This window comes from Nocardia sp. NPDC051756 (assembly GCF_040681495.1).
Taxonomy (GTDB): Bacteria; Actinomycetota; Actinomycetes; order Mycobacteriales; family Mycobacteriaceae; genus Nocardia.
Window position 1 is genome coordinate 1,040,109 of the sequence record NZ_JBFAYV010000004.1, and the last position, 26,679, is coordinate 1,066,787.

The window sequence follows — 26,679 nt, forward strand, 5'->3', positions numbered from 1 at the left end:
GTGGGACTCCCACAAAACGCGAGGGCAAGCTTCATTCGCGTCGACATCTCCGGCGAGGCACCTCACAGTGTTCTCTTAGGGAGTGATCGCGTTGTTCGCCCCTGGACAGGGGTCCCAGACTCCCGGCATGCTCGCGCCTTGGCTCGATCTCCCTGGCGCGCGTGACCGGCTTATCCTCTGGTCCATGGCTTCCGGCCTGGACCTGGTTCGCCTCGGCACCACCGCGACGGCGGAGGAGATAACCGATACCGCAGTGACCCAGCCACTCGTCGTGGCCGCCGCGTTGCTCGCCTATGCGGAAATCCCCACGGATGCGCTTCCGGCCGCTACCATCGTCGCCGGGCACTCGGTCGGTGAACTCGCCGCCGCCGCGGTCGCCGGGGTCATCTCCCCGGATGACGCGGTGCGATTGGCCGCCATCCGTGGTTCGGAGATGGCCAAGGCGTGCGCGTTGGAACCGACCGGCATGTCCGCGGTGCTCGGTGGCGATGAGGCCACCGTGCTCGCACGGCTCGCAGAGCTCGACCTCATTCCGGCCAACCGCAACGCGGCGGGCCAGATTGTGGCCGCGGGCAGGTTGGACGCGCTGGCGGAACTCGCCGCGAACCCGCCGGAGAAGGCAAGGATTCGCGCGCTGCCCGTCGCGGGTGCTTTCCACACGGCGTTCATGGCGCCGGCACAGGAGGCTGTGACCGATGCCATATCGCAGATCGTGCCGAACAACCCGACCAGGACGTTGCTGTCGAACTTCGACGGCAAGCCGGTCACCTCGGGTCGCGACGCGATCAACAAGCTTGCTGCCCAGGTCACCCGGCCCGTCCGATGGGATCTGTGCACCGAAACCGTAAGGCGGGCAGAGGTTTCCATGGTGGCAGAGTTGCCACCGGCGGGCACCCTCGTCGGCATTGCGAAACGGGAGCTGAAGGGCACACGCACAGTGGCCTTGAAGACCCCGGAAGACCTCCCCGCGTTGGCCGGGGTAAGCATCTCCGGCTAGCTTTCCTGCGCAGCCATGCATCGATATGCACGGTTGTGACCGAGCGGACGTAACCTTCGGCCGTCTCGATCCGAAAAACCAGTACACGCCCTACAAAGAACAAGAAGGGAGCCACGAAGTGGCCGCTCTGACCCAGGAACAAATCGTCGAGGAACTCGGCAAGATCATCGAAGAGGTGACGGGTATCGAACCCTCCGAGGTGACGATCGAGAAGTCCTTCGTCGATGACCTGGACATCGACTCGCTGTCCATGGTCGAGATCGCGGTACAGACCGAGGACAAGTACGGCGTGAAGATCCCGGACGAGGATCTGGCCAGCCTGAAGACGGTCGGCGACGCTGTCGGCTACATCCAGAAGCTCGAGGCGGAGAACAGCGAAGCCGCCGCGGAGCTCAAGGCCAAGTTCGACGCCGAGTAGGGCTGACACTGTGACCACTCCTTCCACCTTGAACGGGAACTTCCCCAACGTCGTCGTCACTAGCCTGGCGGCGACCACGTCGATCGCTGGTGATGTCGATGCGACGTGGAAGGGACTCCTCAACGGCGAGAGCGGTATCGACGTTCTCGAGGATTCCTTCGTCGAGGAATACGACCTTCCGGTCCGCATCGGCGGTCACCTGAAGGTTCGGCCCGAGACCCTGCTGACCCGAGTCGAGTGCCGGCGCATGGCGTACGTCGAGCAGCTCGCGACCGTGCTCGGTCGCGAAGTCTGGCGTAACGCAGGCAGCCCGGAGGTCGACCCGGAACGGCTGGGTGTGGCCATCGGCACCGGGTTGGGTGGCGGCGACGCCCTCATCGACTCGGTGGACAAGCTGAAGAGCGGTGGCTATCGCAAGATTTCGCCGTTGGCAGTGCAGATGGTCATGCCGAACGGCCCTTCGGCCGTTGTCGGCCTCGAATTGAAGGCCAGGGCAGGAGTGGTCACTCCGGTCTCGGCATGCTCGTCCGGTTCGGAGGCCATCGCCAACGCATGGCGGATGATCGTCATGGGCGATGCCGACATGGTCGTCACCGGTGGTGTCGAGGGTTACATCGACGCGGTGCCGATCGCGGCGTTCAGCATGATGCGCGCCATGAGCACCCGCAACGACGATCCGAAGGGTGCCTCGCGTCCGTTCGACAAGGATCGCGACGGTTTCGTCTTCGGTGAGGCGGGCGCGCTGATGGTCGTCGAGACCGAGGAGCACGCCAAGGCGCGCGGTGCCACCATCCATGCTCGTCTGCTGGGTGCCGGTATCACGTCCGACGGTTTCCATCTGGTCGCTCCCGCCCCCGATGGTGTCGGCGCGGCTCGCGCGATGACCCGAGCGCTGCAGACCGCTGGTCTCACCGCGAAGGACATCACGCACGTCAACGCGCACGCGACCGCGACGCCGATCGGTGATACTGCCGAGGCGAACGCGATCAGCCTGGCGATTGGCAAGCACGCTTCGGTTTACGCCCCGAAATCCGCACTGGGACACTCGATCGGCGCTGTCGGCGCCCTCGAGTCGGTACTCACGGTGCTCAGCATCCGGGACGGCATTGTCCCGCCGACGCTGAACCTGGAGAACCAGGATCCGGCGATCGATCTGGATGTGGTTCACGGCGAGGCTCGCCGTCAGGAGATCGAGTACGCGATCAACAACTCCTTCGGTTTCGGTGGGCACAACGTGGCGCTCGCCTTCGGTCGGGCATAACCGCCTGTATCGACTGCACGACGACCCCGGCGGGATCGGGCCAGCAGGTCCGAACCCGCCGGGGTTTCCACATTTTGCAGCCGCCTGGCGGTGCACTCATCGAGGTGAGGAGAGAACGCGATGACGATTATCGCTCCCGCGTTGCAACAAGGGACGGACCTGGATCCGCGTGATCCGCTGGGCCGACTACAGCGGTTCTTCGATCCCGGCACACTGCTTCCGTTGCACCCGCGCGACAAGTCCGGTGTGCTCGCGGCCATCGGTGAGGTCGATGGCGTGCGCACCGTGGCCTACTGCTCGGATGCCACCGTGATGGGTGGTGCGATGGGTGTGGAGGGCTGCAAGCACATCGTCGACGCGATCGACACCGCGATCGAATCCGGTGTGCCGATCGTGGGTATCTGGCATTCCGGCGGGGCCCGTCTCGCCGAGGGCGTCGAGGCTCTGCACGCGGTCGGACTGGTCTTCGAGGCCATGGTCCGCGCGTCCGGGCTGGTTCCGCAGATTTCCGTAGTTGTCGGTTTCGCCGCCGGTGGCGCCGCGTATGGCCCCGCGCTGACCGACATCGTGATCATGGCCCCGGAGGGCCGCATCTTCGTCACCGGCCCCGATGTGGTGCGCAGTGTGACCGGCGAGCAGGTCGATATGGCGACCCTCGGCGGACCCGTCACCCACGGCAAGAAGTCCGGTGTCTCGCACATCGTCGCCGACGACGAGGCCGATGCGGTGCATCGTGCCCGTCGTCTGGTGTCGATGTTCGCTGAGCAGGGCGAGTTCGATCTGGTCGCGGCCGAACACGGTGATGTCGATCTGAAGGCGATGCTGCCGGAGTCGGCCAAGCGCGCCTACGACGTGAAGCCGATCATCCACGAACTGCTCGACAACGTGGATGGGGAGAGTTCGTTCGAGGAGCTGCAGGGCGGTTACGCGCGCAGCATCGTCACCGGTCTCGGCCGGTTGGCCGGCCGCACGGTGGGTGTGCTGGCGAACAATCCGATTCGCCTCGGTGGCTGCTTGAACTCCGAAAGTGCCGAGAAGGCAGCGCGTTTCGTGCGCCTGTGCAATTCGTTCGGTATCCCGTTGATCGTGCTCACCGACGTTCCGGGGTATCTGCCGGGCGTGAGCATGGAGTGGGAAGGTGTGGTGCGTCGCGGGGCGAAGCTGCTGCACGCCTTCGCTGAAGCTCGCGTTCCGCGGGTCACCCTGGTTACGCGCAAGATCTACGGCGGTGCCTACATCGCGATGAACGCCCGTGCACTCGGGGCGACCGCGGTGTACGCGTGGCCGGGTTCCGAGGTCGCGGTCATGGGCGCCAAGGCTGCCGTCGGGATCCTGCACAAGAAGGCGCTGGCCGCCGCTCCCGAAGAAGAGCGTGAAGCGTTGCACGAGCGGCTGACTGCCGAGCACGAACGCATCGCCGGCGGCGTCGAGCGCGCCGTCGCGATCGGCGTGGTCGACGAGGTCATCGACCCAGCAAAAACACGCAGCATCATCGCCGCCGCCCTGGCCGCCGCCCCCGCGCGGGCCAGCCACCTGAAGAACATCCCGCTCTGACCTGAGCGTCGAACAATGGGCCCCGGCACGCCGGGGCCCATTTTCGTTGTGCAGCAACAACTTCTCGGCCCCACCGGTCCCTCCGCGCACTTGCTTGTCCCCTCGCACACCGATCAGCAGGTTGAGCGATGTGCGAAGAAACAACCAGTTGTGCAAACAGGTCTGCCCGACCCGGACAACCCATAACGCACACCTGCGCCAGCCGTCGATGCTCGCGACAGGGTGAGGGGGAGTCACAGAGCGTGCACACGTTTCACAGGTAGTAGAGGGTCTGTGAGGGGTATAGAGGGTCTGTGGGTCTCGCGACGGTGCGGATGTCTGGTGGGCAGGGGGGATATATCTGCGGGGAATTGGGGTGGCAACGTTGGGGACACAGGTTGGATACGTGAGGTTCGTACGGTTCGCGGATGAGCGTCACCATCGACTCCGCAACCGCAGCGCCGACCGTGCGGAAGCCGCCGTGGTATCGGTCGTTGTTCGTGCAGTTGGTGGTGGCGATCGTGGCGGGGGTCGTGGTCGGCGCGTGCTGGCCGGGGCTGGGGGCGGATCTGAAACCGTTGGCGGACGGGTTCATCAAGTTGATCAAGATGGTGATCGCGCCGATCATCTTCTGCACCGTGGTGCTCGGGATCGCGCATGTGGGGGACATGAAGGCGGTGGGGCGGATCGGGGTGAAGGCGCTGATCTACTTCGAAGTCGTCACCACGTTCGCGCTGCTGTTCGGGTTGGTGGTCGGCAATCTCGTGAAGCCGGGGTCCGGGTTCGATATCGATCCGCAGACGCTGGCGACCGGCGCGGAGCTGATCGCGAAGAAGACCAGTAACTGTGAACTGCCGCACACGGTCGACTTCCTGCTGAATATCATTCCGGCGTCGGTGGTTTCGGCGTTCGCGGAGAACGCGCTGTTGCAGGTGCTGTTCTTCGCGGTGCTGTTCGGGTTGGCGCTGGCGAAGTTCGGGGAGCGCTCGGGGACGGCAGGCGGCGGAGCCGACGGGGTGGGTAAGCAAGCGCCACCGGTGATCCTCGAGGGCATCGATCACATCGGCAGGATCTTCTTCACCATCATCGGCTGGATCATGCGGCTGGCTCCGCTCGGGGCGTTCGGCGCGATGGCCTACATCGTCGGCCAGTACGGGCTGTCCTCGCTCGGCAGTTACGGCAAGCTCATCGCCTGCTGTTACCTTGCGGCACTGCTGTTTCTGGCGATCCTGGCGGTGGTTGCGCGGGTGTTCGCGGGGGTGAATCTGTGGAAGTTCGTCAGGTACATCAAGGATGAACTGTTCCTCGCGCTCGGCACCGCGTCGACCGAAGTCGTGTTGCCGCGCATCATGATCAAGCTCACCGAGGCCGGCTGCTCCAAGGCGACCACGGGACTCGTTGTGCCGACCGGGTATTCGTTCAATCTCGACGGCGCGACGCTGTATCTGTCCATCTGCGTACTGTTTCTGGCCCAGGCGCTCGGCGTGGACCTCAGCCTGTGGGAGCAGCTCACCGCGGTCGGCGTGCTCATGCTGACCTCGAAAGGCATGGCGGGCGTACCGGGTTCGTCGTTCCTGGCCCTCTCCGCCACCATCACCGCCATCGGCCACGGTTCCATCCCGGTTGCCGCGGTGGCCTTACTCCTCGGCGCCGACCGCATCATGGACTCGATGCGCGTCACGGTGAACCTGCTCGGCAACTGCGTCGCCACCTTCGTCGTCGCGAAATGGGAGGGCCAGCTGGACACCGAGCGGATGCGCAAGGTGCTCGACGGCGAAGACGTCGCGCCACTGGAAGACGCCGACCCGATGTCGGAGTACGCACTGGAGAAGGCCACACCGTGATCGCCGCCGGCTGCGCCATGACCGCTACGACCGGACCCCCGCTCGGTAGCATCGAGAAGTGCGCTACGAAGAACTTGCCGACGTGCCGTGCTCGATCACGCGCCCGCTCGTGATCTTCGGCGACCGCTGGACCCTGCTGATCTTGAAGTTCGCGTTCTCCGGCATCCGCCGCTTCAACGCCTTCCAGAGCGCGCTCGGCATCTCCCGCAGTCGGCTACAGGACCGCCTGGACCGGCTGATCGAGCACGAGATCCTGGTCAAGCGCAAGGCCGAGGTCGGCGCGCACGAGGAGTACCGGCTCACCCAAAAGGGCCATGACATCTATCCGATTCTCATGGCCATCCGGGACTGGGGCGACACCTACCTGGCCCCCGACGGCCCGCCCGTGCGCTACACCCACCAGGGCTGCACGGGCGAGGCACACGTGACCCTCGGCTGCGACGAGTGCGGCAACGAGCTGACCGCACGCGACGTGCTGCCCGAGCCCGGACCGGGCCTGCTCGCGCCGGCGAGCGAAGCCGATCAGCCGGTGAACCAGGTCGCTACCTGATCCAGGTCCGCGCGCGCGGTCCGGAATCCGTTGATCGGGTGCTCGGTGTCCGGGTAACCGAAGGAGATCTCCGCGACGACCTTGCGGTTGTCCGGGATGCCGAAATACCCGCGGATGAACGGCGAATACGACGCGAGCGCCGCCTGCGGTGCCGCGCCGAGCCCGAGGCTCTGCGCACCGAGCAGGAAGTTGCCGAGATAGAGACCGCAATCGACGGCGCCGTAGACGCCGAGATCCGCCTCGGTCGTCACGATCGCCACATGCGGCGCGTCGAACAATTCGAAGTTGCGCACCGCCTGCCGCATCGTCTGCTCGTGCTCGCCCTTGCTGATGCCGACGCTGTTGTACAACTGCATGCCGCACTCGCGCCTGCGATCCCGGAACGCCCCGGTGTACTGCGCGGGAAACGGGAAATCCGGTTCCGGCGTTGCGGTTTGGACGTGCGCGAGCAGTTCGGCGCGGAACCGATCGGTGCCCGCGCCCTCGGTCAGCACGACCTGCCACGGCTGGGTGTTGCACCACGAGGCGGTGCGCTGCGCCAGCCGCAGCAGCGTCTCGATGACGTCCCGCGGCACCGGGTCGGGCCGGAACTGGCGGCAGGTCCAGCGTTCGTCGAGCACCCTGGCCAACGCTGTGTACTGGTCGGTGGCCGCATCGGCTGTGGTCATCCCCGCTCCTTCATGTGGTCCCATTATGAGACCGAACGTTAGCAGCGGAAGCCGGTCGTTGTCGCGTGCGGCGAGGGCCAGTGCGCGCATTGCCCTGAATGCCGGGCGCTGACAGGGCAGAATCCAGCGCATGGCGTCCGGAGCCCCCGCCGCACGGGATCGCAAGCGGCACGGCAGGCACTACACGCCGCCCGAGCTCGCGCGCTTCCTGGCCGGACGGCTGCTCACGCACGTGCCGCGGCCGGAATCCGGAGTGCTGCGGGTGCTCGATCCGGCGTGCGGCGACGGGGAGCTGCTGTTCGCGTTGCGCGACGAGGCCGCGATCCGGCTGCCGGGGGTCCGGGTCGAGTTGACCGGGTACGACCTGGACGCGGCGGCGCTCGCGGTGGCACGGACGCGGACCGCGGGCAGTGGGGTCTATTGGCATGTCGGCGACTTCCTGACGGCGTCCGCGGAGCTCGCGGCGGGTTCGTTCGATGCCGTGATCACGAACCCGCCCTACGTGCGAACCCAGCAGCTGGGTGGCGAAACCGCGCAGCTGCTCAGCAAGCAGTTCGGATTGCGCGGGCGAATAGATCTGACGCATCCGTTTGTCGCGACGCTGCCGCGATTGCTATGTCCTGGTGGGGTACTCGGATTGCTGTGTGCCAATCGGTTTCTGACGACCAAGGCCGGCGCGAACATTCGGCAGTTGTTGCTCGCCGAGCTCACACCGGTAGAGCTGTACGACCTGGGGGACACGAAGCTGTTCGAGGCGGCGGTACTCCCCGCGATCACCATCGCCACTCGGGACCAGTGCGGTGCCGAATGCCGTTATGTCTCCGCGTATGAGGTTCAGGCCGGCCGAATCGCCTCGGAGACTGGCCTTTTCGATGCGCTGACCGGTGAGCATGGTTGCCTCGTCGTGCACCAAGGGCGGACGTTCGCGATCGAAGTCGGCACATTGGTGACCGGCCGCGTTCCCGCACCGGCAACGAAAGTGTCAGGGCTACAAGAGGTTTCTGCGGGGGACCGGGCGGACGATCACGACAAGCCGAGTGTCGATCTTCAGACCGAGGATCCGCGGCAAACCGAGAGGCCGAGTGTGAATCTGCGGGCCGAGGATTCGGCGCGACCTGACGGGTCGACGGTGAATCGGCGCGCCGAGGATCCGGCGCAAGCTGACGGACCGAGGTTGAATCCGCGGGCCAAGGGAGCGGCGCAGGCCGACGCTGCGTGGCGCATGTCGAACGCCGAGGTCGACTCCTGGCTCGCAGGTATCGCCGCGGCGACTTGGCGGACCTTCGGTGAGGTCGCTCGAATCCGGGTGGGCATCAAGACAACTGCCGACAAGGTCTTCATCTCCGACCGTTGGTCCGACATAGAGCCGCCCCCCGAAGCGGAACTGTTGCTCCAGCTGATCACCCACCACGATCTCGAACCGTGGCGGATCGACAGAGCCCACGACGCCCGTGTGCTGTATCCCTACGACTTGACCCGCCCGAACCGCACCCCGATCGACCTGAACGAATTCCCCTGCGCCGCTGAATATCTGCGCGCGCACAAGGACACCCTCGCCGCCCGCCACTATCTGGCCCCGAGCGGCCGCGAGTGGTTCGAGATCTGGGTACCTCAGCGCCCACACCTGTGGCGTGAACCGAAGCTGGTCTTCCCGGACATCAGCGACCGCCCCCGATTCGCCCTCGATCGATCGGGCGCGGTGGTGAACGGTGACTGCTATTGGATTTCGCTCCCAGACCTGGCTGCGAACCGGGCCGACGCCGACCGTCTCGCGTATCTACTGATGGGCGTGGCGAATTCGGCGCTCGGACTACGTTTCTACGATGCGGTCTGCGGCAACCGCCTGTACTCGGGCCGACGACGATGGATCACTCAGTACGTCTCCCGACTACCGCTACCGAATCCAGGCTCGGCGGGTTCGGCGGCCATCATCGAGCTGGCCCGTGAGTTCGTCGACGGCAGGCTGCCGGACGCGGGGGCGCGAGCCGAACTGGACGAGCGGGTGGCGGCGGCTTTCGAAGTATCGTTGCCCGTCCTCTGACTACGCGGTGACGTGCACGCCCACCATGGGCATCAACGTCCGCCGGGCGAACTCCCGGGCGGCGTCCCGGTCGGCGACCGGAATGAGCCCGTCCGGCGTGAGCGCCAGCGACAGCGCGAGCCGGGCCATGATCTCGGCGACCAGGTCGGCGTCGAAGTCGTAGGTGTTCTCGGTGTCCCGCAGCTCGCGCAGCTTCTCCGCCAGGTAGCTGCGGCCGACGGTGAGGATCGGGCCGGCGTCGGTGGTCAGCCGGGGCAGGATCAGGTCCGGCTCGGTGCGCAGCAGGCGGCGCAGCAGCTCGTTGTTGGCGATGGCGGTGATGAACGCGACGAAGATCTCGATCAGCTGGTCCTCGGAACCGGTGACGGCCCGCACCTGCTTGTCGATCATCGCCACGAACCGCTGCGCCTCGCGCACGCTCACCGCCTCGACCAGCTCGTTCTTCGATTCGAAGCGCCGGTAGAGGGTGGCCGGGCTGATGCCTGCCCGGCGGGCGATCTCGCCCATGCTGGTCCGTTTGATGCCGAAGTCCAGGAAGGCCGAGAGCGCGCTTTCCAGGAGTTTCTCGCCGTCGGCGACGGGCTTGTCCAGGATGCGCTGCAGCATGGGCGGGACAGTTGGCATCTGGTCTCCAGTCGATTCGTGCGAGAGCCGGGCGTGCGTAAAGGCGTCGCGACGGTGCGGGTGATGGACCTTCATTATTTCACCGGCGTGCGGGGGGCCGGTCGCGGATCGCCGGAATGCGGCCTAGGTCGCGCGTCCAGCGTTGTCTGGTTAGCCTTCATGGATATCCGATTTGGATGTTGCGTGCTGGAAAGGGTTGAGCGGTGGCATATTTCGCGGACCGAGTGGTGGCGATCACCGGAGCCGGCTCCGGCATCGGCCGCGAACTGGCCCTGGCGCTGGCCCGAGACGGCGCGCTGCTCGCGCTGTCGGACAAATCGGCCGCCGCGGTCGCCGAGACCGGGCAACTGTGTGCCGAACTCGGTGCGAAACCGGCGGTGACCACCCTCGACGTCACCGATCGGCCCGCGGTGCTCGCCCACGCGGCGGCGACTGTCGCGCATTACGGGCGGGTCGAGGCGCTGTTCAACAATGCCGGAATCCTGCACGTCGGCGGGGTGGCGGAGTCGCCGTTCAGCGATTTCGAGCAGGTGATGGACGTGGATTTCTGGGGCGTGGTCAACGGCACCAAGGCGTTTCTGCCGTACCTGCTGGCCGCCGAGCAGGCGCACGTGGTGAACACGTCCTCGGCGTTCGGGCTGGTCGGGATGGCGCAGCACGCGCCGTACAACGCGGCGAAGTTCGCAGTGCGCGGATTCACCGACTCGCTGCGCCAGGACATGCGCGCCGCGGGCGGCAAGGTTCGGGTGACCGCGGTGTATCCCGGCGGGGTGCTCACCTCCATCGCGCGCTCGGCGCTGGTCGCGCCCGGCATCGACGCCGAGGCGGTGGCGCGGCGGTTCGAGGGGCACGTCGCGCGCACCAGCCCGGCTGCGGCGGCCAGGACGATCCTGCGCGGAGCCGCCCGGGGTGAGGCCAAGGTGCTGGTCGGACTGGACGCCCTTCTTGTGGACCTGATCACAAGGTTCGCGGGCTCGTACCACGAACGAGTGCTGGACATGGTATTTCGTTCCTGACCGCGTAACCGTGCGCGATCAGGAACGGGTGTTGTTGAAATGTCAACTGGTCGAACGCTTCTCGCGACGGCAAACGATCTTGCGCGATCGATCGGGCGCGAGTGATGGCGAAATGGATCCTGGTCGAATGCTTTTCGGGCATACCGGGCAGGGTGATCGCGTTCGGCGCCGCGCCCAAATCGTTCGTGCCGCTGAACAATATCCTGCGTAACCCGCTCTCCCTCGCGGACGCGGAAGCCGCTCTGGCACAAGCCTGTCTGACTCGAACCCTGGTGGACCGAGTCTCGGCCGACGGCCGCCGCACCGTGCGCGCCGAGCCGCTGCTGATCGCGCCGGAGCGGGCGCACGCCGTCCGACTATGGGTCGGGCCGGTCAAGGAGCCGCTACCGCCGCGAGAACCGGTGGGGGCGTGGTACTTCAACCTCACCACCAATCGGTCGGTGCGCAGCGTGGACCTGCTCGACCTGTACGGCGTCGCGCCGGCGAACCGGGAGGCCGAACTCGCCATCGCGGGCGCGTTCACCCGGCTGGTCACCAACCGCGACGAGAGCGAGGCGCTGGCGAAGATCGTGAACTCCGCGCCGGGCACCGAGCATCAGGCGGTGTGGACCGTCCGCCGTGACGACGAGGCTTTGCGCGCAGGACATTTCGCCTGCCGGATCATCATCGAGGTCGATGCCGACGGCCGCCGCGAGGTGCTGTTCCGCGGGGTGACCCAGGACATCGGGGAGGCGATCGCGGTGCCCGCCGCGCCGCCGCCGATGATCCTGGAATATCAACTGCTGGAAGCGTCTACGGCGCCGGGGGAGTACCGGGCGATCGTGAATCTGCGCTCGCTGCAACTGATTCGCTGGATCGGCGCGCCGATGCCCGGCATCGCCTGGGCGGACCTGCCCGGTCAGCCGCCGCCGCAGATTCATCCGGACGATCTGGCGGCCGCGCTGGAGATGTCGCGGGAATTGGCCCGGCATCGGGCCGAGGGCACGCTGCGGCTGCGCCGGATCGACGGCGGCTGGCAAGCGGTGCGGGTGCGGGCCGCGCTGATGGTGCTGGATCAGCACACCACGGCCGGACTGGCCACGGTCACCGCCGCCGAATAGCCGGCGATGACCGTGGGATGGAGGTCACTGACGGGGTAAGTCCAGCGCCGCCATTTCCTGCTCGATCGCGTTCGCGGCGAAATCGACTCCGCTGGAACGTAATTCATGGACTCGTCGCTGTAATGCCTCGATGCCGCCCGGCTGGGCCGCGATGTCGGCCAGGCTGATCCGCCCCATGGACCGGTGCATACTCGACTGCACGTAGACCATCACCGATACCTCCTGCCTTGCACGCTTCCGGACCCACCGACCCGCGTGGGTTATCCACTGCGCTACAAGCCGCCACGACTACCGTATCGGCAGGAGACCCCGAGTCACCGGGCACGCTGGCAAAATGTTATCAGCGATTCCTACTGGTCGCTTGATCAGTGTGCTCTGCCTCACACCTCTTTTGCGGCCCGGTGATTCGCCGTGTTGTGTAGGTACGCAGCCCCATTCAGTCGAATGCCGTCCTGTTCGGCCTCGCTGAGTTCGCGCCGGACCTTGCCCGGCACGCCGGCGACGAGCGACCCCGGCGGAATCTGCGCGCCCTCCGGAATCAGCGCATTGGCCGCGATCAGGCTGCCCGCGCCGATCACCGCGCCGTTGAGCACGGTGGCGCCCATGCCGACCAGCACATCGTCGCCCACCGTGCAGCCGTGCAGGATCGCGTTGTGCCCCACCGACACTCCGCTGCCGACGGTGAGCGGGAAGCCCGGATCTGCGTGCAGCACGCAGCCGTCCTGGATATTGGTCCGCTCGCCGACGCTGATCTGCTCGAGGTCGCCGCGCAGCACGGCGTTGTACCAAACACTCACCTCGGCCGCGAGCCGCACCCGGCCGATCACCGTGGCGTTGGGCGCGACCCACGCCGCGTCGTCGATCTCCGGGGCGAACTCGCCGATCTGAATCCTCATGCCGACGAACCTAGCCGTGCGCCCTGGAACAACGCGCGGTGGGCGGCCGGGCTGGTACCGAGGATGCGGTGGAAGTGGTGGCGCAGGCTGACCGCGGTGCCGAAGCCGGTGTCGGTGGCGATGCGTTCCATGGTGTCGTCGGTGGTTTCCAGCAGCAGCCTGGCCCGGTCGGCGCGCTGGTGCAGCAGCCACTGCTGCGGGCTGTTGCCGGTGCGGTCGCGGAAGCGGCGGGTGAACGTGCGCCGGGACATGAGCGCCACCCTGGCCCAGCCGTCGAGATCGATCGGTTCGCCGAGATGTGTTCTGGCCCAGACCATTGCGCGTTCGATCGGGTCGTCGTCGGTGGCGTCGGGGACCGCGATCGGGATGTACTGGGCCTGGGAGCCGCTGCGGTGTGGCGCGGTGACCAGCTCTCTGGCCAGTTCGGTGGCCGCGCGGCTGCCCAGGTCGTTGCGGACCAGGTGCAGGCAGCAGTCCAGGGCCGCGGCGACGCCCGCCGAGGTGATCACGTCGCCCAGGTCGGACCAGAGCGTGTCGGCTCGCACCCGGACCTTCGGGCAGGCGCGGGCCAGGGCGGCGGCGCCGGCCCAGTGGGTGGTCACCTCGCGCCCGTCGGCCAGGCCGCTGACCGCGATCGCCCAGGAGCCGAGGCACAGGCCGACGATCCGCGCGCCGGCCGTGTGCGCGTGGTGCAGGGCGGCGCGCAGCTCCGCGGACAGCGGCATGTCGCGTTCCCAGCTGGGGATGATCACCGTGTCCGCGCGGACCAGCCGGTCCAGCCCGTGCCGCACCTCGATATCGAAACCCGCTGGGGTGCGCAGGATTCCGGGCCTCTCGGCGCACACGTCGACCTGATACGGCGCCTTCCCGCCGATGCCGACCCGGCCGAAGACGAGGCTCGGCACGGACAGATGGAACGGGCTCATGCCGTCATAGGCGAGAACAGCCACGGTATGCATGGCCCGATTTTAGCGGTAGGAGGCTCTCGGGCCACTGTTGGGTACGCCAACCGGTTGACAAGCTCGAAGCCATGACCGACACGATCGAAACCACCAACCAGCTCGACGTCCTGCACATCGGCGGACCCACCGTGCGCCTGCGCTACGCCGGCCTCACCTTCCTCACCGACCCCACCTTCGACGAGCCGGGCGACTACCCGTCGGGGCCGGTCACCCTGCACAAGCTCGTCGGCCCGGCGGTGTCCGCGGATCAGGTCGGCGCAGTGGACGTGGTGCTGCTCTCGCACGACGAGCATGCCGACAACCTGGACAACGCCGGGCGCGAATTCCTGCAAACGGCCGGGACCGTGCTGTCCACGCCCGGCGCCGCCGAGCGGATCAATGGCGTTCGGGGACTGGAGAATTGGGAGACGGTGACGATCGGCGACGTCCGGATCACCGGGGTGCCCGCGCTGCACGGGCCGGAAGGGTGCGAATCGCTGACCGGGATCGTCACCGGCTTCGTGTTGCAGGCCGACGGTCAGCCGACCGTGTACGTCTCGGGGGACAACGCCTCGGTCGACCGGGTCGCTCAGATCGTCGAGCGGATCGGGCAGATCGACGCCGCGGTGCTGTTCGTCGGCGCGGCGAACGTCGGGCACTTCGGCGATATCGACCTCACGCTGAACGCGCGCACCGCGGTGCAGGCGTCGGAACTGCTCGGCGATGCGGTGATCGTGCCGGTGCACGGCGAAGGGTGGGTGCATTTCAGCGAGACGCTCGAGCGGCTGAGTCTGCTGTTCGCGTACGCCGGACGGGAGAAGCAGCTGCGGATTCCGCCGCTGGGCGAGGAGATCACTGTCTGACGGGTCCGGTCTGGGCGGACAATTTCGCCCGGGTTCGGGGTCTATGGGGCGTGGCGGCGCGAATATTGTCCGCCAGGACCGGTCCGGCCGACACAGCTGGACCGGTCCTGGGCGCGAAGTCGGCCGGCGCGGGGTCGGTCGACCTCACACGCTGGATTCGTGCCGTCGGCAGTTCGCCAGGATCGCGTCATGGATGTATTGGGAAAGTCCCGGCGCCATGTCGTCAAAGTTGAGACCGAGCCGGCGATTGGCCCGATAGTCCTCGGCCAAGCGGCGGTGAGTGTCGTAATCGCAGTCGTGGAACCACTTTTCGAGATGGCGGCGCTGTCGCTCCGCGAGGTCACAGACCGTCTCGTCGTCGGCCGGCGTGCCCGCGTGCATCGCGTCGGCGAGGCGCTGGTGGATATCGCGCTGTTCGGCGCGCAGGTCGAGCCAGTCCTGCTTGCTGTACTGCGCGTTGCGTTCCCGGCGCTGGGTGAAATCGGGGGTGTGGCCCCAGCGGCGTTCGGCCTCGTCGACGGCGTCGATGAGGCGGTCGCCGCCGAAGACCTCCAGGCGTTCGGCGGGCGTGAGGGCGATTCCGGCCTTGCGGGCGGTCAATTCCTTGTCGATCACGGCGAGCATGGACCGATGCCGGGTGATCCGGTCGTTCAGCAGGTCGTGCTGGCGGCGGAGATGGTCTTCGTCGGACAGGTCCGGGTCGTTCAGCAGGGCGGCGATGTCGTCGAGGCCGAAGTCGAGTTCGCGATAGAACAGAATGCGTTGCAGCCGTTCGAGATCGGTGGCGTCGTAGCGGCGGTATCCGGTCGCGCTTCTGCCGTTGGGTTGCAGCAGGCCGATCTCGTCGTAGTGGTGCAGGGTGCGGACCGATACCCCGGTCAACTGGGCGACTCCGCCGACGGTGTGTTCGATGGGTTCCATGTCTGGCACTGTGCTGCCTCACGTCGCGGGAGGGTCAAGTCGCGGAATCGGGTGTTCTGCGTCGCCACGGATCTGGTTCAGGCGGCGGCGTCGAGCAGGGCCTCGGCGGCGGCTCGGGCGTGGCGGCCGGACGCGGGGTCGTTGAGCACCATCGATCTGCTGGCGGCGCCGTCGGCGAGGATCGCGAGTTGCTCGCCGAGCACTTCGGGGTGGGTCGCGCCGAGTTGGCGGACGAGTTCGGTGATGCGCTGGGCGAAGCGCAGTTTCTGCTGCTTCGTGTAGGCGTGCACCGGGCTTTCGGGATCGGGGAACTCGGCCGCGGCGTCGATGAACGGGCAGCCCCGGATCGGGCCCTCGGTTTCGGGGACGGCGAACAACGCCAGGAGTCGCTGCCTGGGTGGCAGATCCTCGCGGTCCAGCACGCCGTCCATCGTGCGGCCGGCCTCGATGAGGTGGCCCAGGTACGCCACTACCAGCTGATCCTTGGTCGGGAAGTGTTGGTAGAGAGTGCGTTTGGAGACCGGGGCCTGCGCTGCGACTTGCTCCATGCTGGTGGTGTTGATTCCTTGCGTCTCGAACAGCGCTGTGGCCGCCGTCAGGATGCGCTCGTGTCCGCCGCGTCCGCGCCGTCGGGTGGTTGCGTGTTGTTCGGTCACGGCTTAAGTATACGTCGGCGTTTACCTACGTTGGATTCTCCGCTAGGATTCCTCGTTAGGTAAACGAACTCGTTTACTTAAGCACTTCAGGGACGTGAGGCGATGATCACCGACTACCAGCCCGAATACGCCGAACATCTGATCCGCGGGCGACGCGCCACCCGCGCGTTTCGTGCCGATCCGGTGTCCGAGGACACGCTGCGGGCCGTCTTTTCGCTGGCCGGCGCGGCGCCGTCCAACTCCAATACCCAGCCCTGGCATGTCGAGGTGGTCAGCGGCGCGGCCCGCGATCGCCTCGCCGAAGCGTTGGTGGCCGCGCACGCGCGCAACCACCTCTCGCTCGACTTCCCCTACAGCGACGATCTCTATCGCGGCACCTACCAGCAGCGACGGCAGCACGCGGGGGAGCGGCTGTACTCGGCCGTCGGCATCGCCCGCGACGACCACGCCGGACGCGACGCCTACAACGCCCAAAGCCTGCGCTTCTATGGCGCTCCGCACGTCGCGCTGCTGTTCACCGCCCCCAACGCTGAGGTGCGGATGGCCGCCGACGTGGGCATCTACGCCCAAACGCTCATGCTGGCGATGACCGCGTACGGCATCGCCAGCTGTCCCCAAGGACTCCTGAGTTTCTTCGCTGACACCATTCGTGCCGAGCTAGGCATCGAGGACCGAAAGATCCTGCTCGGCATATCTTTTGGCTACGCAGACCCCTCGGCTGCGGCCAACTCCGTCACGGTGCCGCGCGCCGATCTCAGCGAGACCACTCGATTCCACTCGTGAGCGGTTGGTGGTTCACGCCCGGACTTGATCGTGGGTGCCGGTGAAGTCCAGGAAGCGCGGAATTATCTGGTCGGGATTGGCCCACAGCAGATCGTGGCCGATGCCCGGATAGATCTCGACCTCGACCGTCGGGATGTGCTTGCGGGCGCGGACCGCGCAGCGCTCGGGATCGTTGACGACCGTTTCGGCGCCGAACATTATCAAGCTCGGTGCGGTGATGCAGGCCAGTTGTTCGTCGGTGAACGGACGGTCCCATGGCACTCCCGATCGGAACCTCACGGTCGCCGCGGCGACCGCGAATTCTTCGGCGGTCATCTCGAAACCGGGCATCAGCCACTTGGAGAGCTTTCGCATTCGCTCAGGGGTCGGACGTATGCCCGCCTTCAGGAATTTGAACAGCAGCCCCCAGCTGGGCTTGGCGAAGGTCGCTCCACTCGGCTCGAACATGGTCAGGCTCGCCAGGCGCTGGGGGTGGAAGACCGCGACCGTTCCGGCCAGCCAGGAGCCGTAGGAGTTTCCGGCGAGGTGCACCCGATCCTCGCCGAGGCCGTCGAGCGTCTCGACCATCCATTTCGCGACGTCTTCCGCATCGCGCAGCGGCGCGGTCTGCCGGCAGCGCCCTGCCCAGCCCATGACGTCCGGCGTGTACACGACTCGATCGCGCGATAGGTCCCCAATGAATCGAGACCAAATCATGCCGTTGCCCCCGATGCCCGGCAGTAGCACGATCGGCGCGCCCGACCCCGCCCCGGATTTGCGCACTCGCGTTGTCCCGAACGAGGTTTCGACATCGATGTCTTCCGACGGCACCGGCCATTGTGCGGCCATGGTGTCGTAGACGCGCGTGAACGTGGCTTTCGCCTCGTCGTTGGTGAATTTCCCGATCTTCGGCATGAGCCTCCCCTTTACTTCGTCTTTACGATATGACCGTATCACATAAAGTGATATGTCCGTATCACGGAAGCGATACGTGCGTACCATCTAGGCCTGGAGGTTCTCCGGCAGGAAGGGAAGGCGCAGGTCTCGTGCCACGATTGGTCGATCATGAGGTTCGGCGACGGCAGATCACCGACGCCGTCAGGAAGGTCATCGTCAGCGGTGGACTCGAAGCCGTCACCTTCCAAACCGTCGCCGCGGAAGCCGGGATCTCGGTCCGCCTGGTGCAGTACTACTTCGGTACCAAAAAGGACTTCCTGCTGGCCACCCATCGTTCGGTCATGGAGGATGCCGGCGCTCGTTTCACTCAACGCTGGACAGCCCTAGGTATCGACCCGACTCCACGCGAAGCCATCCGCGCCGTCCTGACCGAACTGCTACCCCTCGACGACCGACGCCGAGCCGAAGCAATCGTCCTCGGCGCCTTCGGCTGGGCCGCGATCACCGGCCAAGGCATCGCCGCCGAGGAAACCTTCGCCGCCCCAAGAGCTTTGGTCACCATCGTCGCCCATCAACTCCGCCGAACTCACCCCGCGCCCCCCGGTGACCCAGAACTCGACGCCCAACTCATCACCATGGCCATCGGCGGCCTCGCCCAAGGCATGCTCCAGGGTTACGGCACCGCCGACTCCGCCCTGGTCCTCGTAGACCACCTCCTCGACCGCATTCTCGGACCGGATGTGCCAAGCGGCCAATCGTGACCGGGCGACGTTGACGGCTAGGTAGTTAGGTGCCATATTAGTTTCATGACGACGGATCCGGAAGGCCTGGAGGCTCCCACTCTGGGTCAAGCGCGGACGCAGTTGCGGCGCTATGGGCTGGAGTCCGAAGTCGATCCGCAGGCGGTGCTCGTCGCGGTGCGGCTGCTGGCGGTGGGGGCGCGGCTGGGGCAGGCGACCGAGACGCATTTCGCGCGGTTCGGGCTGTCCACCGGGCGGTATCGGTTGCTGGCCGACCTCGAAGACGCGGACGGGGAGAAGTCGCCTTCGCAATTGGCGGCGAGTATGGGGGTAACGCGCGCAACGATTTCCGGGCTGATCGATGGCTTGGAGCAGCAGGGGCTGGTGGTTCGACGGGCTTCGGCGGAGGACGGTCGCGCCGTGGTGGTGGTGCTCACCGCTCGCGGCGTGCAGAAGCTGCGCGATATGGCGGCCGACCATTTCGGGCGGTTGCAGTCGATGGTCGGGGGGTTGACCCGTGACGAACGTGCGGTCTTCCTCGATCTGCTCGAGCGTATCGGCCACGGCATGGGTGCGCTGACGGAAGACTGACCGCCGATCTCTGGTCGGCGGTTCAAGTATGACCATATGGTTAGGGACCTAATTAGATGAACACGACTGTCGCGCCTCCTCGATTCGTGCTGTGGCAAGAGGTGCTGTTCGCCTACCTGGCCCCGGCGGTGTGTGCGGGTGCGGGCGGATTGGTAACCGGGCGAGCGGATCTGCTGCTCGCCGCGGTGACGTCGATCGCCGGGACATCCGCGCTCGTAGCGCTTCTGCTGGGGATGTGGTTGCGGTACGGCGGAATTCGGATTCATCGTGTGCGGCGAGCGTCTTCTGTCTTCCGTGCTACAGCATTCGGGCTGGGTGCGGCCGCAGGTGCCGCCGTGGTCGCTCAAATCCTCACCACCACAACGTCATTACCCGATCGAATTCAGCTCGACTTCCCGGTCGCCGCCGCACTGGCCGCCACGATCACCACGTGGCGTTGGTGCGCGGTCCAACGAAAGGTGCACGCATGATCGTCATTATGGGAGCCACTGGCGCGACCGGTAACGCACTCCTGACCCACCTCATCGACCTCGGAGTGCCCTGCCGGGCCTTGAGCCGAGATCCGAATCGCTTGCGCGCCAAGGAGCATTTGCGGGAAGCCGAGGTTCGGTACGCCGATGCAGCAGACCCGGGGTCACTGCGGGCCGCGTTCCAAGGCGTGACTCAACTCTTCCTCACCATGACGAACAGTCCTGCCCAGGTCGAACTCGAAACGCGGGCAATCGAAATCGCGGCAGAGTGCGGTATCGAACACATCGTCAAACTCTCCGCCCCGGCGGTCGCCTCGAACTCCCCGGTGGCCATCGCACGCTGGCATCACACCATCGAAGAGGCCCTACGTGCCGCCGACCTGAACCAAACGATCCTGCGCCCTTATGCATTCATGCAGAAGCTGCTCCGCCTAGCTCCTGAGGTGGCAACCCGGCGCACCATCGTCGGCACCATGGGTGCGGCGGCCTGTAACTACATCGACTGCCGGGACATCGCCGAAGTCGCCGCCGCAGCTCTGACCCGAGCCGAAATCGTCGGTGGCACATACTTTCTCACCGGTTCCGAAACTCACAGCTACCCACAACTGGCAGCCCTCTTGACTTCCTTGCTCAACACCCGGATCCACTACACCGACCTATCACCCGCTGACTTCCGTCGACACCTCACCGAACAATCCGGCCTCCCGCCCTGGCTGGCCACCCACATCGTCGAAATCCAGCAACTGGCAATCGCCCAACCAGAACACCCGATCGACACCGTGGCCGACATCCTCGGCAAACCCCCACGGACCCTCGAATCGTTTCTGACCGAGAACCTCGATAGCTTCCGGAATCTCCCCGCCGAAGTGGCCCCTCGATGACTGCCTGACCGGGGCTGATCAAGACCGCCGGACGGCAGAACCGGGTGTATTCACCCCGAAACCCTTTGCTGATGGTTAGCCATACGGCAACATGGGCATCCGGTACGAGATCCCCACCGATTGTGTTCCGCGATCTGCTTCCACTACTCAGGAGGATGAAGATCCATGGTCACCACCCGGAACTACCGCCGCCCAGCCCTCGTCGCAGCCGCCCTCGGCGCAATGACGCTGGCCGTTGTCTCGACCGCAGCCCCCGCGCTCGCCGCCAACTCCATCGACGTCGGCGGCCTCGGCCCGGTGAACGTGCAGGTCAACTACAGCTGCGACGACCGTGCCGAAGTAGCTGCCGTCAAGGTGATGGTCGGTGCACCTGAAGCTGATGGCCCCTCAGCTATCGGGGAGCAGACCGAGGTCGCCTGCACCGGTGACCAGCAAACCACCGTGGTCACCCTGAACGGCGCACCCTTGGGCCCCGGCCAGACAGTCCAGGTCCGTGCCGCTCTCGTCGACCACGCCGACACCGTGATCTCCGGCACCGCCAAGGTGGTCACGCTGGGCTGAGACCAGGCGGACACGTCCGCGCTGGTCTTCACTCGAGCGCCTGTTCGCGGCGGTGAATGAACTACGGCGTCAACGATTCCCGCGTCGACACCGGTGAAAATCGCCGCGCCGCAACCTCGGGAGTGCCGCAACCGCGGGGAGTGCCGCAACCGCCGCAACTGCGGGAGCGTAGGACGCCGTTCGCAATCGCGACGCGGCGGGTGGTGTGATCGCATCCACCGGCGACCTCGCCCGCGCTACCGGCGGGCGAGGCAGATGGTCGCTCCGTTGGTGACGCCTGGATCGAAGGTGATCCAGGCGGGTGACGTTGCCGGGCAGTTGCCGTCGTTGGACTCGTGACGGTCGATCACCTCGTGGGTGGCGGCGGGGTCGGAGCAGTCGGTGCGGCGTGAGCGGCCGGCGGGGCCGTTGCCGCCGGAGACGACGCAGTCGCCGACCTTCGCGTAGATGACGGAGCTGTCGTCCGACGGGCCCAGGCAGATCGCCAGTACCAGATCTGTCTTCTCGTTGTGGGTCATCGAAAAGGCGTTCGCGCCGAACACATCTGGGCACTGTGGCTTCGCCGGCCGTTGATGCAGTGCGCGGATGGTCAGCACGCGCAGGTTGGCTTCAGCGGAGTCGCACCGCACGATTTTGCGCAGGTCCTTGTTGGTGCAGTCGTTGACCTGTGCCGAGTCGATGTTCTGCGGGTCGGTGATGAACGTGCACAGCACGATGGCGCGTCCGCCGAGCGAGGCCTGCGCGAACGCCTGCCGGGCTTGCGGTTGATCGCGGCACGCCTGGTCGGTGACCGGAACCTGGCGATGCAACTCGGTGCTGAGCACCTTGGTTCCCTTGTTGACCGCACAGGGAATTCGATTCACCGTGTCACCCGCGCCGGTGACCTCGATGCAGTCGCCGGTTTGCAGCGCGCCCGGGTCGGAGGTGTTGAATCGGGTCGGGGTCAGGCAGAGCACGATGCCGGGATTCGTGCTCGGGACGTCGCCGACAGCCTTGGTCACGTCCGAATACTTCATGCACGCCGACTCCAAAGGCCACACCACCGACTCACGAGCGGTTATGCGGTACAACGCTTTTCCGTCCGCGCAGCCGTATTCGATCGGTCCCGATACGTCGAGCGAGACGCAGTCGCCGACCGCCAAGGCGATCGGCTCCGGGCGGAGCAGAAAGTAACCGCCAGTCAGCAGTGACCCGATCAACACCAGTACCGAGGTCAGCGCGAGCCACACCCACTTCCGGCGCGATCGCCCTTCGGGCATCGAATCCGGTTGCGCGCCAGGCATTGCCGGCGACACCCAGTGAGCACTCGTCGAAGGTCCGCCGGTGTGCGCACCGAATTCTCCGGCGGTGGTTTCGGGGATCGGTTGTGCGGCAGGCACTTCCTGCGCTGCCCATTGGTTGTCCGGCCACGACTCGCCGGTTTGCGCTCCGACATTCGGAGCTTGCCGATCGCCGGGGCCGCCGCCCGCGGCCGGATCGACATGGTTGTACCACTGGTCTTGCACGATCTTCCCCCACCAGCTGAACGCTCAGCCCTCGAGCACCCGCGCACTCGCGCGGAACCGAAGATCATAACGCGCAGGGCACTCGTCGCAACCGGCTGGAAAGTACCGATTGTCCAGGCCGCCGTCGGCGTGCTGATCAACTTGCGCAGAAAGGGTCGGTGACCGGGCCGTCTCGTGATCATCGTGTGATATCCGCGCGTCGTTCGTGGCGTGCGGCCGGTGCGGGGTTCACGATGGCGTTATGAAGATCGGAGTGCCGCGCGAGGTCAAGGCGCAGGAGTTCCGGGTTGCCCTCACGCCGGCGGGGGCCGGGGAGCTGGCCGCGCTGGGGCATCAGGTGCTGATCGAGGTGGGGGCGGGCGTCGGGTCGGGCTTTGCGGACGCCGATTATGCCGGCGTGGGGGCGCGGTTGGTGCCCGTCGATCAGGTCTGGTGGGAGGCGGATCTGGTGTTGAAGGTGAAGGAGCCGATCGCCGAGGAGTATCCGCGGATGCGGCGGGAACAGGTGCTGTTCACGTATCTGCATCTGGCGGCGTCGCGGGAGTGCACCGATGCCATCCTGCGTTCCGGGATCACCGCTATCGCATACGAAACCGTGCGTGCCGCGGACGGTTCACTGCCGTTGCTCGCGCCGATGAGCGAGGTGGCCGGCAAGCTCGGCAGTCAGGTCGGCGCCTATCACCTGATGGCGCCGTTGGGTGGTGGAGGGATGTTGCTCGGCGGTGTGCCGGGGGTGCGGGCGGCCGATGTGGTGGTGCTCGGCGGAGGTGTTGCTGGGTCGAATTCGGCCTCGGTCGCCGCCGGTATGGGGGCGCGAGTCACGGTGCTGGACACCAACTTGCCTCGACTGCGCGACTTGGATGCGCGGTTCGACGGGCGGATCGCCACCGTCGCGTCGAACACCGCCGAGATCGAGCGCGCGGTCTCGTCCGCCGATTTGGTCATCGGCTCGGTCCTGGTGCCCGGTGCCCGCGCTCCGAAACTCGTCTCCGACGACCTCGTCGCGCAGATGCGTCCCGGCTCGGTACTCGTCGACATCGCCATCGATCAAGGTGGTTGCTTCGCCGGCTCCCACCCCACCACCCACGCGAATCCCACCTTCCACGTGCACAATTCGCTGTTCTACTGCGTCGCGAACATGCCAGGAGCCGTACCCCACACCGCCACGGTCGCCCTCACCAACGCCACATTGCCATACGTCCGCGCCATCGCAGACCTCGGCTGGAAAGCAGCCTGCACCACGCACCCCGATCTAGCCCACGGGTTGACCGCCGACTCGGGCCGGTTGCTATCCGCGGAAGTCGCTGCGGCACATGGATACACAACATCCCACCCCGTCGGATTAGCAGGCTGACCTACCAACCGCACGGCACCCTACGATGCGCCCGCACCGCGCCGCACGCCCTCTGATTTCCCGCACCTGAATCCGCATGCAATTCCAGGTGCGGGAAATCAAGACCCGTGCGGCTCGTCCGTGGACCGCTCGGACACCGACGGCCGCGAACGGCATTGTCTGGCTGAGCCCGTTGTGTCAGCCGCACAGCCAGTTGCTGAGCGGCTGACACAAGCGTTGTGTGCGTGGACTATTCGTCCTCGTTGGCACTGGCGCCGAGGTACCAGTCGGGCTCGCCGGTGGTGGGGAGGTCGCGCAGCTTGTCGGGGTTGCGGACGACGTTGATCGCGACGATGCGGCCGTTGTCGATGACGAAGGCGAACACGCCGGTGTGGTTGCCGTCGAAGACGACGAGGCCGGGCGCGCCGTTGACCAGCACCGCGCGTCCCCAGCCGTTGGCCGCGGACGGTGCGTGGTACCAACCGAGCAGCATCTTCGCGATGAGCTCGGCGCCGTGCACCGGCTGCCGGATCGCGGGAACCTTGCCGCCGCCGTCGGCGGTCAGGCTGACGTTGGCGTCGAGCACGCCGAGCAGCGCGCTGAGATCACCCGAACGCCAGGCGACCGCGAACGCGGAGACGACCTTCTCCTGTTCGTCGGCCGAGGCGGGGAAGCGCGGCGTGCCGTCCTCGACCCGCTTGCGGGCGCGGGAGGCGAGCTGCCGCACGGCGGCCGGGGTGCGGCCGACCACCTCGGCGACCTCCGGACCGGTCATACCGAACACGTCCTGCAAGACGAACGCGGTGCGCTCGGCCGGCGACAGCGATTCGAGGACGACCAGCAGCGCCGTGGTCACCCGCTCGTCCTGGGTGATCCGGTCCGCCGGATCGTCCCAGCTGGTGACCTCGGGCTCCGGCAGCCACTCGCCGACATACTGCTCGCGACGCGCACGGGCCGACCCGAGCTGATCCAGCGCGAGCCGCCCGGTGACGGTGCTGAGCCAGGCGCGCAGGTTCTCGATCTGCCCCGCGGTGCCCGCCTCGTACTGGCGTTGCAACCGCAGCCACGCCTCCTGCACCACGTCGTCGGCATCGGTGAGACTGCCGAGCGTGCTGTAGGCGAGCCTGCGCAGATACGACCGGTGCTCCTCGAACCGCCGAGCCAGTTCGGCCTGGTCGAGGGGTTCCGGAGTAGAAGGCTGTTCCGAAGTCACTGCTGTTCGCCGTTCGATCGTTCCGCCCCGCCGGGGCGTGAGTCCTATGAGTGCGTCACCAGGTTGACGACGCAGAGAACCAGAGTGTGACACGCCGATCACCGCCGACACGCCACCCCCAACCACCAGCGAGGCCCGCGTCACTAGCGTGGTCGACCACCCATGAAAGTTGGCTGCTTCGTTCGCCGCGAATGGATCAGCTTGGTGCACGAAGCAGCGGGTAGTTTCGCGCGCAGCCGAACAAGCGTGCGCGGTGGCCACTACACGAGTCGACAGAGTTCGGTGGACCGCTCGAGGGTTGTTCGGGCCGCTGGACTGGCGTCGGCTTGTCGCCCGGCAGAGCATCTCGTCGCGAGCGGGACATGGTGGTGGCGTTGTGCGAGAGGGAGCGCGATCATGTCCCGTTGGGGATCAGGGGTGGGTGGGGGACTGGACCGGATACGCTCGGCGGGTGCAGAAGGGGACCTCTACGGCGGCTGGGCTGGTGCTTGGGTTTGTGCTGGATCGGGTGTTGGGGGATCCGCGGCGGTGGCATCCGGTGGCTGGGTTCGGGTCGGCGGCAAGTGCGCTCGAATCGGTGACGTATGCGGATCGGCGTAGTGCGGGGGTGTTGCACGAGGTGTTGTTGGTGGGCGGTGTGGTCGGGTTGGGGGTCGGGGTTCGAGGGCTCGGACTGCCGGTGACCGCGCTGGCGACCTGGACGGTGCTCGGTGGTCGCAGCTTGGCGCGGGCGGGTAGTGCGATGGCCGATCGGCTCGAGGCGGGCGATCTGGACGGCGCGCGGGCGCTGCTGCCGTCGCTGTGCGGCCGCGATCCCGAGGTGCTCGACGCCGACGGATTGGCCCGCGCCGCACTGGAATCCATCGCCGAGAACACCTCCGACGCCACGGTCGCGCCGCTGGTGTGGGGCGCCATCGCCGGCGTCCCCGGCCTGCTCGGCTACCGCGCGATCAACACCCTCGACGCCATGATCGGCTACCGCAACGACCGCTACAACCGCTTCGGCTGGGCCGCGGCCCGCACCGACGACCTGGCCAACCTCCTCTCCGCCCGCCTCACCGGCTTGCTCACCGTCGCCCTCGCCCCGGTCGTCGGTGGCCGCCGCGCCGCCGCCCTGCACGCCTGGCGCACTGACGCCGCGAAACACCCCAGCCCCAACGCCGGCGTAGTCGAAGCCTCCATGGCCGGCGCCCTCGGCGTCCGCCTCGGCGGCCGCACCCAATACCGCCACGGCACCGAACTCCGCCCCACCCTCGGCGACGGCCCCGCCCCCACCGTCGCGGATCTCCATCGCGCCGTACACATGTCAGAGTCCGTACAACTCGCCTCAGTCCTAATCGCCGCCCTCTGGTCAGCCCTCCGCCGCTAGGCCTCACAGTCACGACGTTTGGCGCACT

Annotated in this window: 28 protein-coding genes; 18 read left to right on the forward strand and 10 right to left on the reverse strand. The window is 66.7% G+C overall.

All coding sequences use genetic code 11. The annotated features are described in order from the left end of the window. The first annotated feature begins 82 nt into the window (after nt 1-82). The 6 genes from AB0M22_RS21655 to AB0M22_RS21680 all read left to right on the forward strand — a co-directional run bounded on the left by AB0M22_RS21655 (nt 83) and on the right by AB0M22_RS21680 (nt 6,603). Complete coding sequence (locus AB0M22_RS21655) at nt 83-997, forward strand: ACP S-malonyltransferase (RefSeq protein ID WP_364729431.1); 915 nt, start codon at nt 83-85, stop codon at nt 995-997. A 118-nt stretch (nt 998-1,115) separates the two neighbouring features. Then, entirely contained in the window at nt 1,116-1,415 is a 300-nt protein-coding gene (gene acpM / locus AB0M22_RS21660; protein WP_150408150.1) for a meromycolate extension acyl carrier protein AcpM, read from the forward strand. 10 nt (nt 1,416-1,425) lie between these two features. Then, nucleotides 1,426-2,676 carry a KasA/KasB family beta-ketoacyl-ACP synthase gene (locus tag AB0M22_RS21665; protein ID WP_364729435.1) on the forward strand — a complete coding sequence of 417 codons (1,251 nt, stop codon included), beginning with the start codon at nt 1,426-1,428 and terminating at the stop codon, nt 2,674-2,676. 120 nt (nt 2,677-2,796) lie between these two features. Then, nucleotides 2,797-4,230 (forward strand): carboxyl transferase domain-containing protein, encoded by a 1,434-nt coding sequence (locus AB0M22_RS21670; RefSeq protein ID WP_364729438.1) that lies wholly within the window; start codon nt 2,797-2,799, stop codon nt 4,228-4,230. Between the two features lie 407 nt (nt 4,231-4,637). Beyond that, nucleotides 4,638-6,053, forward strand: coding sequence for a C4-dicarboxylate transporter DctA (gene dctA, locus AB0M22_RS21675; protein ID WP_364729441.1), 1,416 nt, complete (start codon nt 4,638-4,640; stop codon nt 6,051-6,053). Between the two features lie 58 nt (nt 6,054-6,111). After that, the gene (locus tag AB0M22_RS21680; RefSeq protein WP_364729444.1) at nt 6,112-6,603 is read left to right on the forward strand and encodes a helix-turn-helix domain-containing protein; all 492 of its coding nucleotides are present in this window, start codon (nt 6,112-6,114) and stop codon (nt 6,601-6,603) included. Here AB0M22_RS21680 and AB0M22_RS21685 read toward each other — a convergent pair. Beyond that, the gene (locus AB0M22_RS21685; RefSeq protein WP_364729447.1) at nt 6,576-7,271 is read right to left on the reverse strand and encodes a nitroreductase; all 696 of its coding nucleotides are present in this window, start codon (nt 7,269-7,271) and stop codon (nt 6,576-6,578) included. The genes AB0M22_RS21680 and AB0M22_RS21685 overlap by 28 nt on opposite strands. A gap of 130 nt (nt 7,272-7,401) precedes the next feature. Between AB0M22_RS21685 and AB0M22_RS21690 the strand changes: the two genes are divergently transcribed. After that, a complete protein-coding gene (locus AB0M22_RS21690) occupies nt 7,402-9,312 on the forward strand; it encodes an N-6 DNA methylase (protein ID WP_364729450.1) in 1,911 nt (636 codons plus the stop codon). Here AB0M22_RS21690 and AB0M22_RS21695 read toward each other — a convergent pair whose 3' ends face one another. Further along, nucleotides 9,313-9,918, reverse strand: a complete 606-nt coding sequence (locus AB0M22_RS21695) for a TetR family transcriptional regulator (RefSeq protein WP_364729453.1) — start codon at nt 9,916-9,918, stop codon at nt 9,313-9,315. It abuts the gene before it with no gap. Between the two features lie 221 nt (nt 9,919-10,139). On the opposite strand from AB0M22_RS21695, the gene AB0M22_RS21700 reads away from it, so the two are divergent. Together AB0M22_RS21700 and AB0M22_RS21705 are read left to right on the forward strand one after the other, a co-directional pair. Continuing rightward, nucleotides 10,140-10,952, forward strand: coding sequence for an SDR family oxidoreductase (locus AB0M22_RS21700; protein ID WP_364729456.1), 813 nt, complete (start codon nt 10,140-10,142; stop codon nt 10,950-10,952). Between the two features lie 104 nt (nt 10,953-11,056). Next, entirely contained in the window at nt 11,057-12,052 is a 996-nt protein-coding gene (locus tag AB0M22_RS21705; protein WP_364729459.1) for a GAF domain-containing protein, read from the forward strand. A 24-nt stretch (nt 12,053-12,076) separates the two neighbouring features. Here AB0M22_RS21705 and AB0M22_RS21710 read toward each other — a convergent pair whose 3' ends face one another. The 3 genes from AB0M22_RS21710 to AB0M22_RS21720 all read right to left on the reverse strand — a co-directional run bounded on the left by AB0M22_RS21710 (nt 12,077) and on the right by AB0M22_RS21720 (nt 13,907). Then, nucleotides 12,077-12,262: a hypothetical protein gene (locus tag AB0M22_RS21710; protein ID WP_364729883.1), complete on the reverse strand. Its 186-nt coding sequence runs from the start codon at nt 12,260-12,262 to the stop codon at nt 12,077-12,079. 170 nt (nt 12,263-12,432) lie between these two features. Then, a complete protein-coding gene (locus tag AB0M22_RS21715; RefSeq protein ID WP_364729463.1) occupies nt 12,433-12,948 on the reverse strand; it encodes a gamma carbonic anhydrase family protein in 516 nt (171 codons plus the stop codon). Continuing rightward, nucleotides 12,945-13,907, reverse strand: a complete 963-nt coding sequence (locus AB0M22_RS21720; protein ID WP_364729466.1) for a helix-turn-helix domain-containing protein — start codon at nt 13,905-13,907, stop codon at nt 12,945-12,947. The genes AB0M22_RS21715 and AB0M22_RS21720 overlap by 4 nt, the downstream gene beginning before the upstream one ends. 71 nt (nt 13,908-13,978) lie before the next feature. Between AB0M22_RS21720 and AB0M22_RS21725 the strand changes: the two genes are divergently transcribed. Then, complete coding sequence (locus AB0M22_RS21725; RefSeq protein ID WP_364729469.1) at nt 13,979-14,752, forward strand: MBL fold metallo-hydrolase; 774 nt, start codon at nt 13,979-13,981, stop codon at nt 14,750-14,752. A gap of 144 nt (nt 14,753-14,896) precedes the next feature. On the opposite strand, the gene AB0M22_RS21730 is transcribed toward AB0M22_RS21725, so the two are convergent. Together AB0M22_RS21730 and AB0M22_RS21735 are read right to left on the reverse strand one after the other, a co-directional pair. Further along, the gene (locus AB0M22_RS21730) at nt 14,897-15,673 is read right to left on the reverse strand and encodes a MerR family transcriptional regulator (RefSeq protein ID WP_364729472.1); all 777 of its coding nucleotides are present in this window, start codon (nt 15,671-15,673) and stop codon (nt 14,897-14,899) included. Between the two features lie 77 nt (nt 15,674-15,750). Next, nucleotides 15,751-16,329, reverse strand: a complete 579-nt coding sequence (locus AB0M22_RS21735) for a TetR family transcriptional regulator (RefSeq protein WP_364729475.1) — start codon at nt 16,327-16,329, stop codon at nt 15,751-15,753. A gap of 102 nt (nt 16,330-16,431) precedes the next feature. Between AB0M22_RS21735 and AB0M22_RS21740 the strand changes: the two genes are divergently transcribed. Then, the gene (locus AB0M22_RS21740; protein ID WP_364729478.1) at nt 16,432-17,112 is read left to right on the forward strand and encodes a nitroreductase; all 681 of its coding nucleotides are present in this window, start codon (nt 16,432-16,434) and stop codon (nt 17,110-17,112) included. A 12-nt stretch (nt 17,113-17,124) separates the two neighbouring features. On the opposite strand, the gene AB0M22_RS21745 is transcribed toward AB0M22_RS21740, so the two are convergent. Next, nucleotides 17,125-18,006 carry an alpha/beta hydrolase gene (locus AB0M22_RS21745; protein ID WP_364729481.1) on the reverse strand — a complete coding sequence of 294 codons (882 nt, stop codon included), beginning with the start codon at nt 18,004-18,006 and terminating at the stop codon, nt 17,125-17,127. Between the two features lie 131 nt (nt 18,007-18,137). Between AB0M22_RS21745 and AB0M22_RS21750 the strand changes: the two genes are divergently transcribed. The 5 genes from AB0M22_RS21750 to AB0M22_RS21770 all read left to right on the forward strand — a co-directional run bounded on the left by AB0M22_RS21750 (nt 18,138) and on the right by AB0M22_RS21770 (nt 21,231). Next, nucleotides 18,138-18,749: a TetR/AcrR family transcriptional regulator gene (locus tag AB0M22_RS21750; protein WP_364729484.1), complete on the forward strand. Its 612-nt coding sequence runs from the start codon at nt 18,138-18,140 to the stop codon at nt 18,747-18,749. Between the two features lie 45 nt (nt 18,750-18,794). Next, on the forward strand, nt 18,795-19,319 hold the full coding sequence (locus AB0M22_RS21755; protein ID WP_364729487.1) for a MarR family transcriptional regulator: 525 nt from the start codon (nt 18,795-18,797) through the stop codon (nt 19,317-19,319). A gap of 56 nt (nt 19,320-19,375) precedes the next feature. Beyond that, nucleotides 19,376-19,789: a hypothetical protein gene (locus AB0M22_RS21760; protein WP_364729490.1), complete on the forward strand. Its 414-nt coding sequence runs from the start codon at nt 19,376-19,378 to the stop codon at nt 19,787-19,789. Beyond that, nucleotides 19,786-20,670 (forward strand): NmrA family NAD(P)-binding protein, encoded by an 885-nt coding sequence (locus AB0M22_RS21765; RefSeq protein WP_364729493.1) that lies wholly within the window; start codon nt 19,786-19,788, stop codon nt 20,668-20,670. Before AB0M22_RS21760 ends, AB0M22_RS21765 begins: the two co-directional genes overlap by 4 nt. A gap of 165 nt (nt 20,671-20,835) precedes the next feature. Continuing rightward, on the forward strand, nt 20,836-21,231 hold the full coding sequence (locus AB0M22_RS21770; RefSeq protein ID WP_364729496.1) for a hypothetical protein: 396 nt from the start codon (nt 20,836-20,838) through the stop codon (nt 21,229-21,231). Nucleotides 21,232-21,467: 236 nt separating this feature from the next. On the opposite strand, the gene AB0M22_RS21775 is transcribed toward AB0M22_RS21770, so the two are convergent. Further along, nucleotides 21,468-22,736 (reverse strand): hypothetical protein, encoded by a 1,269-nt coding sequence (locus AB0M22_RS21775; protein WP_364729499.1) that lies wholly within the window; start codon nt 22,734-22,736, stop codon nt 21,468-21,470. A 241-nt stretch (nt 22,737-22,977) separates the two neighbouring features. Here AB0M22_RS21775 and ald point away from each other — a divergent pair, with 241 nt between their 5' ends. Further along, nucleotides 22,978-24,090: an alanine dehydrogenase gene (ald, locus tag AB0M22_RS21780; protein WP_364729502.1), complete on the forward strand. Its 1,113-nt coding sequence runs from the start codon at nt 22,978-22,980 to the stop codon at nt 24,088-24,090. A gap of 229 nt (nt 24,091-24,319) precedes the next feature. Here the strand turns inward: ald and sigJ are convergent, their stop codons facing one another. Beyond that, nucleotides 24,320-25,282 (reverse strand): RNA polymerase sigma factor SigJ, encoded by a 963-nt coding sequence (gene sigJ / locus AB0M22_RS21785; protein WP_364729505.1) that lies wholly within the window; start codon nt 25,280-25,282, stop codon nt 24,320-24,322. A 451-nt stretch (nt 25,283-25,733) separates the two neighbouring features. Here sigJ and AB0M22_RS21790 point away from each other — a divergent pair, with 451 nt between their 5' ends. Further along, nucleotides 25,734-26,651: a cobalamin biosynthesis protein gene (locus AB0M22_RS21790; protein WP_364729508.1), complete on the forward strand. Its 918-nt coding sequence runs from the start codon at nt 25,734-25,736 to the stop codon at nt 26,649-26,651. Nucleotides 26,652-26,679: the final 28 nt, after the last annotated feature.

What these genes read in the sequence shown, in the direction of transcription:
- AB0M22_RS21670 (WP_364729438.1), top strand. Translation starts at nt 2,797, where the DNA reads ATGACGATTATCGCTCCCGCGTTGCAACAAGGGACGGACCTGGATCCG.
- dctA (WP_364729441.1), top strand. Translation starts at nt 4,638, where the DNA reads ATGAGCGTCACCATCGACTCCGCAACCGCAGCGCCGACCGTGCGGAAG.
- AB0M22_RS21685 (WP_364729447.1), bottom strand. Translation starts at nt 7,271, where the DNA reads ATGACCACAGCCGATGCGGCCACCGACCAGTACACAGCGTTGGCCAGG.
- AB0M22_RS21690 (WP_364729450.1), top strand. Translation starts at nt 7,402, where the DNA reads ATGGCGTCCGGAGCCCCCGCCGCACGGGATCGCAAGCGGCACGGCAGG.
- AB0M22_RS21695 (WP_364729453.1), bottom strand. Translation starts at nt 9,918, where the DNA reads ATGCTGCAGCGCATCCTGGACAAGCCCGTCGCCGACGGCGAGAAACTC.
- AB0M22_RS21705 (WP_364729459.1), top strand. Translation starts at nt 11,057, where the DNA reads ATGGCGAAATGGATCCTGGTCGAATGCTTTTCGGGCATACCGGGCAGG.
- AB0M22_RS21710 (WP_364729883.1), bottom strand. Translation starts at nt 12,262, where the DNA reads ATGGTCTACGTGCAGTCGAGTATGCACCGGTCCATGGGGCGGATCAGC.
- AB0M22_RS21715 (WP_364729463.1), bottom strand. Translation starts at nt 12,948, where the DNA reads ATGAGGATTCAGATCGGCGAGTTCGCCCCGGAGATCGACGACGCGGCG.
- AB0M22_RS21720 (WP_364729466.1), bottom strand. Translation starts at nt 13,907, where the DNA reads ATGCATACCGTGGCTGTTCTCGCCTATGACGGCATGAGCCCGTTCCAT.
- AB0M22_RS21725 (WP_364729469.1), top strand. Translation starts at nt 13,979, where the DNA reads ATGACCGACACGATCGAAACCACCAACCAGCTCGACGTCCTGCACATC.
- AB0M22_RS21730 (WP_364729472.1), bottom strand. Translation starts at nt 15,673, where the DNA reads ATGGAACCCATCGAACACACCGTCGGCGGAGTCGCCCAGTTGACCGGG.
- AB0M22_RS21740 (WP_364729478.1), top strand. Translation starts at nt 16,432, where the DNA reads ATGATCACCGACTACCAGCCCGAATACGCCGAACATCTGATCCGCGGG.
- AB0M22_RS21745 (WP_364729481.1), bottom strand. Translation starts at nt 18,006, where the DNA reads ATGCCGAAGATCGGGAAATTCACCAACGACGAGGCGAAAGCCACGTTC.
- AB0M22_RS21755 (WP_364729487.1), top strand. Translation starts at nt 18,795, where the DNA reads ATGACGACGGATCCGGAAGGCCTGGAGGCTCCCACTCTGGGTCAAGCG.
- AB0M22_RS21760 (WP_364729490.1), top strand. Translation starts at nt 19,376, where the DNA reads ATGAACACGACTGTCGCGCCTCCTCGATTCGTGCTGTGGCAAGAGGTG.
- AB0M22_RS21765 (WP_364729493.1), top strand. Translation starts at nt 19,786, where the DNA reads ATGATCGTCATTATGGGAGCCACTGGCGCGACCGGTAACGCACTCCTG.
- AB0M22_RS21770 (WP_364729496.1), top strand. Translation starts at nt 20,836, where the DNA reads ATGGTCACCACCCGGAACTACCGCCGCCCAGCCCTCGTCGCAGCCGCC.
- ald (WP_364729502.1), top strand. Translation starts at nt 22,978, where the DNA reads ATGAAGATCGGAGTGCCGCGCGAGGTCAAGGCGCAGGAGTTCCGGGTT.